Here is a 14,645-nt window from a genome sequence, read left to right on the forward strand (position 1 = left end):
CGTGAAACGTAAAACAAGAATCGTTGAAGACCCTTTTGATCTATATGCTGAATCGGGTAATCTGGCATCCTATCAAGGCATGACGTTGAGTCAATTTAACGCAAGAGACAATAAAATCCAGGTCGGTGCGACGCAGGAATTATATGTTGGAGAGGTCATGGGTGAAGTCGATGAGTCGAGTATGCGGAGAATTCAAATTCGTGAGACCATTAAGAGTCACCTAGAGAAAGAAAGTAGACTTTATAATCGTGGAATTAAGGTTCTTTCTCTTTTCTTCATTGATGAGGTTGCAAAATATAAGCAATATGATGCACAAAATGATCCTCACAATGGGGAGTATGCTCAAATCTTTGAAAATGAGTATGAAAGTCAAGTTAGACAATTCTTACAGACTCAAGAACCCTCTTCTTATTATCGTTATTTGGAATCTCATCTTGATGGCAATGCAGTTCATGCGGGTTACTTTTCAGTCGATAAAGTGAAAAAGTCAGATAAGACGGTATTTGTGGATTATAAATCTGCTAGTGAAAAGAAAAGCAACTCATCAAACGATAAAGATGCCTATGATTTAATCATGAAAGATAAAGAACGTTTGTTGAGTTTTGAGGAACCTGTGCGCTTTCTATTCTCGCATTCAGCCTTAAAAGAAGGTTGGGATAATCCCAATGTATTTCAAATCTGTACTCTCAAGCAGTCTTCAGCAGAGACTCGAAAACGACAAGAAATTGGTCGTGGAATGCGTTTAGCAGTGGATCAAGATGGAGTGCGTCAAGACTTGGAACACCTAGGGAATGAAGTCCATGAAATTAATAAACTGACAGTTATTGCCAATGAAAGCTATGACCAATTTGCGCGTGGTTTACAAGCAGAGTTAAAAGAGCTGTTAGCAGATCGTCCTGTAAAAGTCGATGTTGCCTTATTTGAAAATAAAGTAATTGAAAACGAAGCAGGAGAAAAGATCAGAATTACCAAAGAACAGGCAGAGTCCATTCAGTATGATTTGATCAGTCTGGGTTATATTGATAAGAAAGGTCAACTGACTGCAAATTATTTTACTGACAAGGAAAATAATCAGTTGAACTTATCAGATACACTTCCTGGCTTTGAGAAACAAGTTGTTGAAGTACTTGAAAGTATCTACCAGCCTGGAAAATATGAGATCGAAAATGCAAACAATACAACAGTGCAGTTCTCTGAGGAAGTAAATAAAGAAAATATCGCTCGAAAAGAATTCTTGTCACTTTGGAATCAGATTAATCGTAAAACAGCTTATCAAGTTACTTTTGATGATACTGAGCTAATAGAGCAGTCTGTTGCTTATATTAATGAGAAGCTAGTGGTCAGTCAACCAGTGTACAATATTACCCAAGCCAGTGCAGATCAAATGACAAAAGAAGGTTTGAAACTAGATGTTGGAGAAAATGCTCGTTCTCAGGAGTATATCGAAAATAGTCAAATTGCGACTCAGTATGATTTGTTAGGAGAAGTAGCAGATCATACAGGTCTAACTCGTAAAGTAGTAGCAGAAATTCTGAGTAAGATTAAAGTTGATAAGTTTGAAAAGTTCAAACAAAACCCAGAAGAATTTATTTTAAAAGTATCGAAGTTGATTAATGAGCAAAAAGCAGCTCAAATAATCAAGCATATTCAATACAATATTTTAGAAGATGAATACGATTTGGATTTATTCTACGATAATGCAGAAACAGCGAAACTTTCGGATGATCATTTGCTGGAATCTACGAAGGGAATCTATAACTTTGTAAAGGTGGATTCAGATATCGAGCGTAAGTTTAAAGAATCCTTAGAGCAGTATGAGGATGTTCGAGTATATGTAAAACTACCTGGGAAGTTTAAAATTTCTACACCTCTTGGAGATTACAATCCTGATTGGGCGATAGCATTTAGAGAAGGTAGTGTAAAGCATATCTATTTTGTAGCAGAAACCAAGGGTTCTATGTCTAGTCTTCAATTAAAACAATCTGAAAAAGGTAAAATCGATTGTGCTCGTGTTCATTTTAAAGCTTTAGTTAAGGCGGGACTAATTAGTGATCAATATATTTATGGCGTTGTTTCTAGTTATGAGGAGTTGCTGGGCTTAGTGAAATAGTATGATGATTTCTCGATAATAATTTACTATGTGAAAGTATTTTGTTCAATAATTCCAATAGTAGTTTTATTAGATAGATTATAAAACATAAAAAATCAGGTAGTCACTAGGATTATCTGATTTTTTATATGTGGGCAATAAAACAAAGGTTTCTAAAGGTAAGATGAATATAGGATAATGGTAGAATGAGAGTCCTCTCTTTTTTGGGGCATATTCAGATAATCAGTTTGAAATTTCCAGACAAAATTTTTGAAAAAATTCTGAAAAAGAAGTAAGATAGTTAATGTAAGATAAAGTAAACGCTTACTTAATAAGGAGGACACTTTATGTCATATAAAACAAGCAATGCAGAAGGACCTGTAGATTTTATTAACACCTATGATTTGGAGCCAATGGCGCAACAAGTCATTCCTAAAGCTGCCTTTGGTTATATCGCTAGTGGAGCAGAGGATACTTTCACTTTACGCGAGAACATCCGTGCCTTTAACCACAAACTCATCGTTCCTCATACGCTTTGTGATGTTGAAAATCCAAGTACAGAGATTGAATTTGCAGGTGAAAAATTATCTTCACCAATTATTATGGCACCTGTTGCGGCTCATAAATTGGCAAATGAGCAGGGGGAAGTAGCTACTGCGCGTGGTGTGCATGAATTTGGTTCTCTTTATACAACCAGCTCTTACTCTACCGTTGACCTTCCAGAAATTACGGAAGCTCTTCAAGGAACACCTCATTGGTTCCAATTTTACTTTAGTAAGGATGATGGAATTAACCGCCATATCATGGACCGTGTGAAGGCTGAAGGCTACAAAGCGATTGTCTTGACGGCAGATGCAACTGTAGGGGGGAATCGTGAGGTCGATAAGCGCAATGGTTTTGTCTTCCCAGTTGGCATGCCGATTGTTGAGGAATACCTGCCAGAAGGTGCTGGAAAATCCATGGACTTTGTTTACAAATCAGCTAAACAACGCTTGTCTCCACGTGATGTCGAATTTATCGCTACATACTCAGGACTTCCTGTCTATGTCAAGGGGCCTCAATGCCGTGAGGACGTTGAACGTTCGCTTGCCGCAGGTGCTTCTGGTATCTGGGTAACCAACCACGGTGGTCGCCAAATCGACGGTGGGCCAGCTGCCTTTGACTCACTTCAAGAAGTAGCAGAAGCAGTTGATAAACGTGTGCCAATTGTCTTTGACTCTGGTGTTCGTCGCGGTCAACACGTCTTTAAAGCCTTGGCTTCAGGAGCAGACTTGGTAGCTATTGGTCGCCCTGTGATCTATGGTTTGGCTCTCGGTGGTAGTGTTGGTGTGCGTCAAGTCTTTGAGCACTTGAATGCAGAATTGAAGACAGTCATGCAGTTATCTGGAACTCAGACTATTGAGGATGTCAAACATTTCAAACTCCGTCACAACCCATACAATCCAACCTTCCCAGTTGACCCACGTGACTTAAAATTGTATTGATAAAGAAGACGGCCTCCACCTGATGTGGAGGTTTTTCTTCGTGTATAGAAAGATTCAATCGTTATTAGAAACTATATAAATATATTTTTCGGTCAAATATCTTGCTAGGGCTTTCATTTTTTGCTATACTGGTCCAGTAATTAAATAATAAAGACATTTGGGGTGCTTTAGGCTGAGATGATACCCATTGAACCTGATACAGTTAAGACTGGCGAAGGGAAATGTGAAAAGGTTTTTTTCGTATGTCGAAAAGAACTGTCTAATCTTGTAAGCTAAACTCTAATTCTCGTTTGTAATTGGAGTTTTTTTGTTTATCAAAAGAGGATAGGCTTGACGGCAAGTCTTTCGGTAGCTCTCCTAGAATGCCCCACTTTTCTTTAAAAAGGTCAAGTAAAACTAGGATTTTCTTGGTATTTTGTTGATTACGAACGAGTAAAGAGAGGAAAAGTAAATATGGAAACACAAGACTATGCATTTGAGCCGGGTTTGACCGTTGGAGAATTATTAAAAAGCAATCAGAAGGATTGGCAGGCTGCAATCAATCATCGTTTTGTTAAGGAACTTTTTGCGGGGACAATTGAGAATAAGGTCTTTAAAGACTACCTGATTCAGGATTATCATTTCTTTGATGCCTTCTTATCCATGCTGGGTGCCTGTGTAGCTCACGCAGACCAGCTTGAATCCAAACTTCGTTTTGCCAAGCAATTAGGCTTTCTTGAAGCAGATGAAGATGGTTATTTCCAAAAGGCTTTCAAAGAGTTAAAAGTAGCAGAGAATGACTATCTAGAAGTGACCTTGCACCCTATAACAAAAGCGTTTCAGGAGCTAATGTATTCTGCTGTGACTTCATCAGACTATGCTCATCTTTTGGTCATGCTGGTCATTGCAGAAGGTCTCTATTTAGACTGGGGTTCTAAAGATTTGGCTCTACCTGAAGCCTATATTCATTTAGAATGGGTCAATCTCCACAGAGGTCCTTTCTTTACAGAGTGGGTTCAATTTCTGGTTGATGAACTTAATCGTGTCGGGAAAAATCGAGAAGATTTGACAGAACTTCAGCAACGCTGGAATCAAGCAGTTGCTTTGGAATTAGCCTTTTTTGATATCGGTTATGAATTATAGGATAAATTCAATCCTTTTATGTAGATTAAAAGAAGTAACAAACAAACTATATAAATATATTTTCCGGTCAAATATCTTGCTAGTGCTTTCAATTTCTGTTATACTGGTCCAGTAATTAAATAATAAAGACATTTGGGGTGCTTTAGGCTGAGATGATACCCATTGAACCTGATACAGTTAAGACTGGCGAAGGGAAATGTGAAAAGGTTTTTTTCGTATGTCGAAAAGAACTGTCTAATCTTGTAAGCTAAACTCTAATTCTCGTTTGTAATTGGAGTTTTTTTGTTTATCAAAAGAGGATAGGCTTGACGGCAAGCCTTTTGGTAGCTCACCTTGAATGTCCCACTTTTCTTTAAAAAAAGGAGTTTTTTATGTTGAAAAAATGGCAATTAAAAGATGTTATCTTACTTGCTTTCTTGTCTATCTTTTTTGGTGGCGTTTTTGTGGGGTCAGGCTATCTGTTTGATATCCTCACCCTGATCTTGGCCCCTCTTGGTTTGCAGGCCTTTGCCAATGAAATCCTCTTTGGTCTCTGGTGTATGGCTGCGCCCATTGCGGCTATATTTGTTCCAAGAGTAGGAAGCGCAACGATTGGAGAAGTGCTAGCTGCGCTTGCTGAAGTCCTTTATGGTAGTCAATTCGGTCTAGGTGCCCTTTTGTCTGGCTTGGTTCAAGGTTTGGGAAGTGAACTTGGTTTTATCGTAACCAAGAATCGCTATGAAAGTTGGCTCTCTCTAACTGCTAATAGTATTGGGATTACGCTTGTTAGTTTTGTCTATGAATACATTAAGTTAGGTTACTACGCCTTCTCCCTTCCTTTTGTCCTTTCCTTGCTGGTGGTGCGTTTTATTTCCGTCTTTTTCTTCTGTACCATTTTGGTTCGTGCCATTGTCAAACTCTATCATCAGTTTGCAGCTGGAGGAAAGGCATAGATGGGCCTGGAATTACGGGAGATTCAGTCCCCAATCTTCTCAGAGCCGATTGATTTTACTTTTCATGGGCAAGCCTTTACCTTGTTAGTTGGGAGCAGTGGTTCAGGAAAATCGAGTCTCTTTCAAGTCATTGCCCAAGTCAGTTCTCTTCCCTATAGTGGTCAAGTCCTGATAGATGGGAGTCAGGTCAGTCAGCTTTCTATCATCGAACGTGTCCAGACGGTTGGCATTCTCTTTCAAAATCCCAATCATCAATTCACCATGGAAAACTTGTTTGAGGAGCTGATTTTTACCTTGGAAAATATTGGGCATCCCGTTCAGGAAATTGATGCTAAAATAGCAGAGGTGGTCCGGCAATGTCGCTGTAAGGCAATCTTGAACCGTCCCATTCATCACCTATCAGGTGGGGAAAAGCAAAAGGCTGCGCTGGCGGTTCTCTTTGCCATGAATCCTAGGGTCTATCTCTTGGATGAGCCCTTCGCTTCTATTGATCGAAAGAGTAGGCTGGAGATATTGGAGATTCTAAAAGAGTTGGCTCTTGATGGGAAGACAGTCATCCTGTGTGACCATGATTTATCAGACTATGAAGCCTATATCGACCATATGGTGGAGCTAAGAGACGGCCAGTTAAGGGAGGTGTTTCAAATCCCTTGCTCTGAAATGACACAGGTTGCTTCAAAGGAAGTTGCCTCTAGCCTAGAACTATTCCATATGGATCGTGTGACTTGTGAGCTGGGTAATCGTCCCCTCTTTTCGATTGCTGATTTCACGTTTTACCAAGGAATTTCCTGTATCCTAGGTGATAATGGTGTTGGGAAATCAACCCTCTTTCGTTCCATTCTTCAATTTCAAAAGTATAGAGGGCGCATTACTTGGAAGGGTTCGGTCCTAAAAAAGAAAAAGAGTCTGTATCGTGACCTGACGGGTGTCGTTCAGGAAGCTGAGAAGCAATTTATCCGAGTCAGTCTGAGAGAGGAACTTCAATTAGATAGCTCAGACTCGGAAAGAAATCAGCGAATTCTACAAGCTTTACGATATTTTGATCTGGAGCAGGCGCTTGATAAGAGTCCCTATCAATTAAGTGGTGGCCAACAAAAGATTCTTCAGCTCTTGACCATCTTGACCAGCAAGGCTTCTGTGATTTTACTAGATGAACCTTTTGCTGGTTTAGATAATAGAGCCTGCGCCTATTTTTGTCAGTGGATTCTGGAGGACAGAAATCAAGGGAGAAGTTTTTTGATCATTAGCCATCGTTTAGATCCCTTGATTTCTGTGGTCGATTATTGGATTGAGATGACTAGTGAGGGTCTCCGTCATATTAAAGACGTGACCATCAGCAAACCTCTCACATCTCGGAGTATCAATACTCAAGGGGAGGTGAAGTAGTATGGTCAAAGTAGCAACCCAGACACCGATAATCGGTCTCTTCTTTCTAATTTTATCCTTGGAAACATCTTTCATTCCTTCGATTGCTCTTAATCTTTCAGTAGTCGCATTTTGCATTCTCTTCATGCTCTACTACCGTCGATTTAAATTGTTGGCTTGGATGCTTGTGCTCGCCATTTTACCATCTTTTGCCAATTACTGGGCAGTACAGTTACATGGGGATGCTTCGCAGGCAATGATACTTGGAACGAGGGCCTTTGTGACGGTTTGTATCGGTCTTGTCTTTGTTTCCAGTATTTCCTTAAAAGAGCTTCTCTTGTACTTGGCTCAAAAGGGGTTATCACGGTCTTGGGCCTATGCCTTAATTGTGGTATTCAATGCCTTTCCCCTCATTCAACAAGAAATCAAGTCCCTCAAGGAAGCTTGCTTATTGCGTGGTCAAAAATTGCATGTTTGGTCTCCCCTGATTTACAGTAAGGTTCTGATGACAGTCTTTAGGTGGCGCCATCTTTACCTGAGAGCTCTATCTGCGCATGGATATGACGAGCATGCACAGTTGGAGAATAGTTATCGGACTTTTTATATTTCTCAGAGGACAAAATTGATCTACCTACTTTTCTTTTTATTGCTTCAAACCAGCCTATTTCTATAAAGGAGTTATTATGGAATTTACAGATATTGCGATGGAATTATCCAAGGAAGCTTGGCAGGCTTCCTTTCATCACCCCTTTGTTTTACAGTTACAAGAGGGGAATTTAGAACCTTCTATTTTCCGCTATTACCTGATTCAGGATGCCTACTATCTGAAGTCTTTTTCAGAAGCCTATCACCTCTTGGCTGATAAGACTTCAAACGAGGAGATGAAAAGACTCTTGAAACAAAATGCCCAGAGTCTAGTGGAGGGTGAGTTGTTTATTCGCCAACAATTTTTTAAGGAATTGGGAATCAGTGACCAGGAGATGGACGAGCAACCGATTGCTCCGACTTGCTATCATTACATTTCGCATATTTATCGGCAATTTGCAGAGTCAAATTTGGGCATTGCTTTTGCTAGTTTACTTCCATGTCCTTGGTTATACCATGATTTAGGCAAGGAACTTAATCGCAAACCATCCCCGAATCCTCTTTATCAACAGTGGATTGAAACCTATATCACCGATGAGTTAGAACAGCAGGTTAAAGAGGAAGAAGAGCTGGTCAATCAACTCTATCAAGAAAGCGACGAGACAGACAAACAAAAAATGCTAGAGGCCTTCCAAAGAAGTGTCCACATGGAAGCCAAGTTTTGGGAGATGGCTTACCAACATCAAACCTGGACGAGTGATTTGCAGTCCTTAGAAACAGAGAAGAAATAGAAAATGAGAAACCACCAACTACAAGTTCACAAATTAACCATTTTATCCATGATGATTGCCCTTGACGTAGTTCTTACACCCATCTTTCGAATTGAAGGGATGGCACCGATGTCCAGTGTAGTCAACATTCTTGCAGGAATTTTGATGGGACCTGTTTATGCCTTGGTCATGGCTACAGTCACAGCCTTTATCCGTATGACGACTCAAGGTATTCCCCCTTTGGCCCTAACAGGAGCTACTTTTGGAGCCCTCCTTGCAGGTCTCTTTTATAAGTATGGTCGGAAATTTCGCTATTCTGCTCTAGGAGAAATCTTGGGAACAGGGATTATCGGTTCCATTGTTTCCTATCCTGTCATGGTTCTCTTTACAGGATCTGCGGCCAAGCTTAGCTGGTTTATCTACACTCCTAGATTTTTTGGAGCAACCTTGATTGGTACAGCCATAGCTTTTCTTGCCTTTCGATTTTTAATCAAGCAGGAATTCTTTAAAAAAGTGCAGGGATATTTCTTTGGAGAAAGGATAGACTGATGCAGGCATTTACAAATCCTTTCCCTCTGGCAACCAGTTCCTTGATTCACTGCATCACCAATGAGATTTCCTGTGAGATGCTGGCTAATGGCATTTTGGCTCTAGGATGCAAACCTGTCATGGCAGATGACCCTCGTGAAGTTCTTGATTTTACTAAGCAAAGTCAAGCCCTCTTTATCAATTTGGGGCATTTGTCAGCCGAGAAGGAGAAAGCAATCCGCATGGCAGCTACTTATGCAGCTCAAGCTGGTCTCCCAATGGTAGTAGATGCGGTTGGCGTAGCAGCTTCATCCATTCGTAAGGACCTAGTCACAGATCTTTTAGAATACAATCCCACGGTCCTTAAAGGAAATATGTCGGAAATCCGAAGTCTTGTTGGTTTAAAACATCACGGAGTTGGGGTTGATGCTAGTGCTAAAGATCAAGAAACTGAGGATTTGCTCCAAGTCTTGAAAGACTGGTGTCAGCTTTATCCTGGTATGTCATTCTTAGTCACGGGTCCCAAGGACCTTATCGTTTCGAAAAATCAAGTTGCTGTATTGAGGAATGGCTGTGCAGAATTAGACTGGATAACAGGGACAGGAGACCTGGTTGGTGCCTTGACAGCCGTTTTTCTCAGCCAAGGAAAGACTGCCTTTGAAGCTTCCTGCCTAGCAGTTTCTTATCTCAATATCGCTGCTGAGAGAATTCTTGTTCAAGGAATGGGATTGGAAGGTTTTCGTTACCAAGTTCTCAATCAGCTCTCTCTCCTAAAAAGAGATGAAAACTGGCTAGATGCTATTAAAGGAGACCTTTATGAATAGAGAAGCACTCAGACTATATCTGGTAACTAATCGCTACCAAGATTCCTTGGAAAGCTTTCTTGAAAAAGTTGAGACGGCCTGCCGTTCAGGTGTTACCATCATCCAACTACGAGAAAAAAACCTCACTACCAATCAATACTATCAACTGGCAAAACAAGTCAAGGAAATAACAGATGCCTATCAGGTACCCTTGATTATCGATGATCGTTTGGATGTTTGTCTTGCAGTAGATGCTGCAGGTCTGCATATTGGCGACGATGAGCTACCAGTTTCCGTTGCCCGCCAAGTCTTGGGTCCTGACAAAATCCTCGGTGTCACAGCTAAAACAGTAAAAAGAGCTCTTGAAGCAGAAACATCGGGTGCAGATTACTTGGGGACAGGAGCTATTTTCCCGACAACTACCAAAGAAAATGCACCTATCACCTTGATTTCAACCTTGAAAACCATTTGCCAAATGGTCGCCATTCCAGTAGTTGCTATTGGAGGCTTGACGTCAGAGAATATTGACCAACTTGCTGCAACTGGCATAGCTGGAGTAGCCGTTGTTCGTGATTTGATGCAGGCAGAAGATATAGAGGCAAAAACGCAAGCATTTTTAACAAAGCTGGATGACATGATTTCCTAATCAAAAACTCTCTAATTCCCTTAAAGTGGGAACTAGAGAGTTTTTCTTAATCTTTAAAACTTGTATGGTTGACTGGGCCAGAACCATGACCGAGTTGAGGGGCGTCTTGGATGGCTTTTGTGATAAAGGCCTTGGCCTTATCGACTGCCTGATAAAGGGTCTTCCCCTTGGCTAGTTCAGCCGTAATCACTGCAGCAAAAGTACATCCAGTACCATGGGTGTGACAGGTTTGAATTCGTGGACTTTCCCAGACAAATTGTTCCTCCTTGGTAAAGAGGAAATCCTTGGCACCACCTTCAAGATGACCACCTTTGATAACTACAGACTGAGGACCAAATTCTTTTAAAATCAGGCGACCAGCACGCTGCATGTCTTCTGGATCATGGATTGAAAAACCAACAATCTCTTCTGCTTCAGGAAGATTGGGAGTGATAATGGTTGCAAGGGGAAGTAGGTTTGTTTTTAGGAAGCTTCTCGCACTGGTATCAATCAGGGTGTCCCCACTCGTAGCGACCATAACAGGGTCCAGCACATAGGGACAGTCCAGCTTTTTAAGGTAGGGTTGGATGATCTCCATGATCTCAGTAGTTGCCAACATACCAGTTTTCACAGCCTGAGGTTTGATATCCGAAAAGACACTCTCCAATTGAGCTTCCAGCATTTGGTTGGAGACATGCTCGATTAATTGAACACCTCTGGTATTTTGAGCGACAAGGCTGGTGACAACGGCCATTCCATAGACATCTCTCGCTTGGAATGACTTCAAATCAGCCATAATGCCAGCACCGCCACTAGGGTCAGTTCCTGCAATGGTTAGAGCAACGGGTAAATAAGTCATCTAAAACCTCCCAACCAACTGAAGTTTGTATTCTCAAGAACAAGCTAGTCTGTTTTGGAAGGAAATAGAAGACTAGCTAGTCCTCATTATCATTTCCACTTCCATCAGCTAGCATTACCTAGATTGAGTCAAAGGGATCTAACAGTCGTTAATCTCAGCTTTACGCACCCCTAGTGGTTGTTTTCTTTTTTCTACAGTATAGCATATTTTTATAGTTTATATAGTGAAATTTGACTGCAAATCTCTCGTTACAGGATTAGAATTCTATTTTTCGAAAAAATAATAAAAATTATAGTTGACAAATGTAGATTTTGAGAGTATACTAATAACTGTAATCGACAAATGTAGATTTAGGAGGTGTGATTATGCAGATTTCAGATGCAGAATGGCAGGTCATGAAGATTATTTGGATGCAAGGAGAGCAGACCAGTACGGATTTGATCAGGGTTCTGGCGGAGCGGTTCGACTGGTCCAAGTCGACCATTCAAACTCTTTTGGCTCGTTTGGTTGAGAAAGAGTGTCTGACAAGGAAAAAAGAAGGCAAGTTCTTTGTCTATTCAGCCCTTTTAACTCTGGACCAGAGTCGAGACTTGCTTGTCCAAGATATCAAAGACAAGGTTTGTTCTCGTAGGATTAAGAACTTGTTGGCTGATTTGATTGTGGAATGTGATTTCACTTTGGCTGACTTGGAAGACTTAGAAGCTGTGATTTCTAAGAAGAAATCAAGCGCTGTAACAGAAGTAAGATGTAATTGTATGTAAAGGAGACGTCATGTTAAATAGTATTGTAACCATTATTTGTATTGCCCTTATCGCGTTTATCTTGTTTTGGTTTTTCAAAAAGCCTGAAAAATCTGGACAAAAGGCCCAGCAAAAAAAGGGTTACCAAGAGATCCGAGTGGAAGTCATGGGGGGCTATACGCCTGAGTTGATTATTCTTAAAAAATCAGTGCCAGCCCGCATTGTCTTTGACCGCAAGGACCCTTCACCCTGTCTAGATCAGATCGTCTTTCCAGATTTTGGTGTGCATGCGGACTTGCCTATGGGTGAAGAGTATGTAGTGGAAATCACACCTGAGCAGACTGGAGAGTTTGGCTTTGCATGTGGTATGAACATGATGCACGGCAAGATGATTGTAGAGTAGGAGGAGACTATGACAGAAATTGTGAAAGCAAGCCTAGAAAATGGCATTCAAAAAATCCGTATCACGGCAGACAAAGGCTACCATCCAGCCCACATTCAACTGCAAAAAGGGATTCCTGCTGAGATTACTTTTCACCGTGTGACACCTTCAAACTGTTATAAAGAAGTTCTCTTCGAAGAAGAAGGGATTCTAGAACCAATCGCTCAAGATGAGGAAAAAATTATTCGCTTTACGCCTCAAGACTTGGGTGAGCACGAGTTTTCTTGTGGCATGAAGATGCAAAAGGGGAGTTATACCGTAGTTGAGAAGACTCGAAAATCTCTATCACTTTTACAACGTTTTTGGATTACTACTATCTTTACTGTGCCTCTTGTGATTCTCATGATTGGTATGTCTACAGGAGGAATTAGTCACCAAGTCATGCGTTGGGGCACCTTTTTAGCCACAACCCCCATTATGCTGGTAGCTGGAGTTCCATATATCAGAAGCGCCTGGGCTAGTTTTAAAAAGCACAATTCCAACATGGATACCTTGGTTGCTCTGGGAACCCTAGTGGCCTATTTCTATAGCTTAGTTGCCCTCTTCACTGGTCTGCCCGTTTACTTTGAAAGTGCTGCATTTATCCTCTTCTTCATTCTTTTGGGAGCAGTTTTTGAGGAAAAAATGCGAAAAAATACTTCGCAGGCAGTCGAAAAATTATTAGACCTACAAGCAAAAACAGCAGAGGTTTTGCGTGATGATGTTTATGTTCAAATACCTCTAGAACAAGTCAAAGTTGGGGATCTCATTCGCGTTCGACCAGGTGAAAAAATTGCCGTTGATGGGACTGTAATAGAAGGAGAAACTAGTATTGATGAATCAATGGTAACTGGGGAAAGTATTCCAGTCGATAAATCAGTTGGAGATGCTGTCATTGGTTCAACCATCAATAATAGTGGTACGATCATTTTTAGAGCTGAAAAAGTAGGTTCTGAAACCATGTTGGCTCAGATTGTAGACTTTGTGAAGAAAGCTCAAACCAGTCGTGCTCCTATTCAAGATTTGACAGACAAGATTTCTGGAATTTTCGTACCAGCAGTTGTCATTTTAGGACTCCTTACTTTTTGGATCTGGTTTGTTTTTCTTGGTGAAAGTTTTGTAACGTCGCTTCTCTATGGTGTTGCAGTCTTGATTATTGCCTGCCCTTGTGCTCTTGGACTTGCGACACCAACAGCACTCATGGTTGGAACAGGACGAAGTGCCAAGATGGGGATTCTTCTCAAAAATGGTACAGTTCTACAGGAAATCCAAAAAGTTCAAACGGTTGTTTTTGATAAGACAGGAACCTTGACCGAAGGGAAGCCAGTAGTGACAGATGTTATCGGAGATGAAGGAGAAGTGCTAAGTTTGGCTGCTTCACTGGAAGATGTATCTCAACACCCGCTAGCTCAAGCTATTGTTAATCGTGCATCTGAACTAGGAATTAGCCTTCACCCAGTGGAAAACTTCCAAGCCTTGCATGGAAAAGGTGTGACTGGGATTATTAATGGTAAGCAAGTCTTGCTGGGGAATGCTAAGCTCTTAGCTGACCTTGCTATTCCACATGATTATCAAGAACGATTTGATTTGCTTGAGAAAGAAGCAAAAACAGTTGTCTTCCTATCCGTGGATGGTCAGTTAAAAGGCTTAATTGCCTTGCAGGATGTCCCTAAGGAAAATGCCAAAGAAGCTATTGCTAAATTGAAAAAACGTGGTCTTAGAACGGTCATGCTTACTGGAGATAATGCTGGAGTAGCCCATGCGATTGCAGAACAAATTGGTATCGAAGAAGTAATCGCAAATGTCTTGCCAGAGGAAAAGGCACATGAAATTCACAAGCTTCAAAAGAATGGGAAATTGGCCTTTGTTGGAGATGGTATCAATGATGCGCCGGCCCTCAGTGTAGCGGATGTCGGAATTGCCATGGGCTCTGGGACAGATATTGCCATTGAATCAGCAGATCTTGTCCTTACAACCAACAATTTACTAGGATTGGCACGTGCTTTTGATATGAGTAAGAAGACCTTTAATCGTATTCTACTCAATCTTTTCTGGGCTTCTATCTATAACCTCATTGGTATTCCGATTGCAGCAGGAGTCTTTTCAGGTATTGGTTTGGTGCTCAACCCAGAACTGGCTGGTCTAGCCATGGCTTTTAGTTCTGTATCTGTTTTGATTAGTTCACTCATGCTAAACGTTACTAAGATAGACTAAGAAGCGGGCTTGCTCGCTTTTTATTATAAAACAGATTCTAAAAACGTTTTCAAACTGTACTGTAATAGAGAATAAAAACTTCTGAGCACATTCTTAGGAGACCCAAAA

General features: G+C 40.9%; 14 protein-coding genes and 3 riboswitches. Of the genes, 13 read left to right on the top strand and 1 reads right to left on the bottom strand.

The features are described 5' to 3' along the window. From HMPREF3057_RS06260 to thiE, 10 genes are all read left to right on the top strand, one after another. Positions 1-2,110: restriction endonuclease (locus HMPREF3057_RS06260; RefSeq protein ID WP_070696911.1), on the top strand; the 2,110-nt coding region annotated here is incomplete at its 5' end. Between the two features lie 326 nt (positions 2,111-2,436). Beyond that, positions 2,437-3,573, top strand: a complete 1,137-nt coding sequence (gene lctO / locus HMPREF3057_RS06265) for an L-lactate oxidase (protein WP_000120742.1) — start codon at positions 2,437-2,439, stop codon at positions 3,571-3,573. 148 nt (positions 3,574-3,721) lie between these two features. Then, a riboswitch (TPP riboswitch) is annotated at positions 3,722-3,810 on the top strand. 216 nt (positions 3,811-4,026) lie between these two features. Next, positions 4,027-4,695 carry a TenA family protein gene (locus HMPREF3057_RS06270; RefSeq protein ID WP_070696913.1) on the top strand — a complete coding sequence of 223 codons (669 nt, stop codon included), beginning with the start codon at positions 4,027-4,029 and terminating at the stop codon, positions 4,693-4,695. Positions 4,696-4,818: 123 nt separating this feature from the next. Continuing rightward, positions 4,819-4,907, top strand: a riboswitch (TPP riboswitch). Positions 4,908-5,066: 159 nt separating this feature from the next. After that, positions 5,067-5,627: an ECF transporter S component gene (locus HMPREF3057_RS06275; RefSeq protein ID WP_000915275.1), complete on the top strand. Its 561-nt coding sequence runs from the start codon at positions 5,067-5,069 to the stop codon at positions 5,625-5,627. Beyond that, the gene (locus tag HMPREF3057_RS06280) at positions 5,628-7,013 is read left to right on the top strand and encodes an ATP-binding cassette domain-containing protein (protein WP_049479433.1); all 1,386 of its coding nucleotides are present in this window, start codon (positions 5,628-5,630) and stop codon (positions 7,011-7,013) included. It abuts the gene before it with no gap. 1 nt (position 7,014) lies between these two features. Continuing rightward, positions 7,015-7,665 (top strand): energy-coupling factor transporter transmembrane component T, encoded by a 651-nt coding sequence (locus HMPREF3057_RS06285; protein WP_000241360.1) that lies wholly within the window; start codon positions 7,015-7,017, stop codon positions 7,663-7,665. 10 nt (positions 7,666-7,675) lie between these two features. Continuing rightward, positions 7,676-8,368, top strand: a complete 693-nt coding sequence (gene tenA / locus HMPREF3057_RS06290; RefSeq protein ID WP_049490326.1) for a thiaminase II — start codon at positions 7,676-7,678, stop codon at positions 8,366-8,368. Between the two features lie 3 nt (positions 8,369-8,371). Beyond that, a complete protein-coding gene (thiW, locus tag HMPREF3057_RS06295; RefSeq protein WP_001244058.1) occupies positions 8,372-8,896 on the top strand; it encodes an energy coupling factor transporter S component ThiW in 525 nt (174 codons plus the stop codon). Continuing rightward, positions 8,896-9,699, top strand: a complete 804-nt coding sequence (locus HMPREF3057_RS06300) for a hydroxyethylthiazole kinase (RefSeq protein ID WP_070696915.1) — start codon at positions 8,896-8,898, stop codon at positions 9,697-9,699. The genes thiW and HMPREF3057_RS06300 overlap by 1 nt, the downstream gene beginning before the upstream one ends. Beyond that, on the top strand, positions 9,692-10,324 hold the full coding sequence (gene thiE, locus HMPREF3057_RS06305) for a thiamine phosphate synthase (protein ID WP_070696917.1): 633 nt from the start codon (positions 9,692-9,694) through the stop codon (positions 10,322-10,324). The genes HMPREF3057_RS06300 and thiE overlap by 8 nt, the downstream gene beginning before the upstream one ends. 46 nt (positions 10,325-10,370) lie before the next feature. Here thiE and thiD read toward each other — a convergent pair whose 3' ends face one another. Next, positions 10,371-11,162 (bottom strand): bifunctional hydroxymethylpyrimidine kinase/phosphomethylpyrimidine kinase, encoded by a 792-nt coding sequence (gene thiD / locus HMPREF3057_RS06310; RefSeq protein WP_000221724.1) that lies wholly within the window; start codon positions 11,160-11,162, stop codon positions 10,371-10,373. 83 nt (positions 11,163-11,245) lie between these two features. Then, a riboswitch (TPP riboswitch) is annotated at positions 11,246-11,344 on the bottom strand. Between the two features lie 183 nt (positions 11,345-11,527). Here thiD and HMPREF3057_RS06315 point away from each other — a divergent pair. The 3 genes from HMPREF3057_RS06315 to HMPREF3057_RS06325 are packed head-to-tail and all read left to right on the top strand — an operon-like array spanning position 11,528 to position 14,537. Then, entirely contained in the window at positions 11,528-11,923 is a 396-nt protein-coding gene (locus HMPREF3057_RS06315) for a CopY/TcrY family copper transport repressor (RefSeq protein ID WP_001167199.1), read from the top strand. 10 nt (positions 11,924-11,933) lie between these two features. After that, positions 11,934-12,305, top strand: coding sequence for a cupredoxin domain-containing protein (locus HMPREF3057_RS06320; RefSeq protein WP_000935056.1), 372 nt, complete (start codon positions 11,934-11,936; stop codon positions 12,303-12,305). Between the two features lie 9 nt (positions 12,306-12,314). Continuing rightward, the gene (locus HMPREF3057_RS06325; RefSeq protein ID WP_070696919.1) at positions 12,315-14,537 is read left to right on the top strand and encodes a heavy metal translocating P-type ATPase; all 2,223 of its coding nucleotides are present in this window, start codon (positions 12,315-12,317) and stop codon (positions 14,535-14,537) included. Positions 14,538-14,645 lie beyond the last annotated feature (108 nt).

This window comes from Streptococcus sp. HMSC072D05 (assembly GCF_001815805.1).
In the GTDB taxonomy this organism is placed as follows: Bacteria; Bacillota; Bacilli; order Lactobacillales; family Streptococcaceae; genus Streptococcus.

What these genes read in the sequence shown, in the direction of transcription:
- lctO (WP_000120742.1), top strand. Translation starts at nt 2,437, where the DNA reads ATGTCATATAAAACAAGCAATGCAGAAGGACCTGTAGATTTTATTAAC.
- HMPREF3057_RS06270 (WP_070696913.1), top strand. Translation starts at nt 4,027, where the DNA reads ATGGAAACACAAGACTATGCATTTGAGCCGGGTTTGACCGTTGGAGAA.
- HMPREF3057_RS06275 (WP_000915275.1), top strand. Translation starts at nt 5,067, where the DNA reads ATGTTGAAAAAATGGCAATTAAAAGATGTTATCTTACTTGCTTTCTTG.
- HMPREF3057_RS06280 (WP_049479433.1), top strand. Translation starts at nt 5,628, where the DNA reads ATGGGCCTGGAATTACGGGAGATTCAGTCCCCAATCTTCTCAGAGCCG.
- HMPREF3057_RS06285 (WP_000241360.1), top strand. Translation starts at nt 7,015, where the DNA reads ATGGTCAAAGTAGCAACCCAGACACCGATAATCGGTCTCTTCTTTCTA.
- tenA (WP_049490326.1), top strand. Translation starts at nt 7,676, where the DNA reads ATGGAATTTACAGATATTGCGATGGAATTATCCAAGGAAGCTTGGCAG.
- thiW (WP_001244058.1), top strand. Translation starts at nt 8,372, where the DNA reads ATGAGAAACCACCAACTACAAGTTCACAAATTAACCATTTTATCCATG.
- HMPREF3057_RS06300 (WP_070696915.1), top strand. Translation starts at nt 8,896, where the DNA reads ATGCAGGCATTTACAAATCCTTTCCCTCTGGCAACCAGTTCCTTGATT.
- thiE (WP_070696917.1), top strand. Translation starts at nt 9,692, where the DNA reads ATGAATAGAGAAGCACTCAGACTATATCTGGTAACTAATCGCTACCAA.
- thiD (WP_000221724.1), bottom strand. Translation starts at nt 11,162, where the DNA reads ATGACTTATTTACCCGTTGCTCTAACCATTGCAGGAACTGACCCTAGT.
- HMPREF3057_RS06315 (WP_001167199.1), top strand. Translation starts at nt 11,528, where the DNA reads ATGCAGATTTCAGATGCAGAATGGCAGGTCATGAAGATTATTTGGATG.
- HMPREF3057_RS06320 (WP_000935056.1), top strand. Translation starts at nt 11,934, where the DNA reads ATGTTAAATAGTATTGTAACCATTATTTGTATTGCCCTTATCGCGTTT.
- HMPREF3057_RS06325 (WP_070696919.1), top strand. Translation starts at nt 12,315, where the DNA reads ATGACAGAAATTGTGAAAGCAAGCCTAGAAAATGGCATTCAAAAAATC.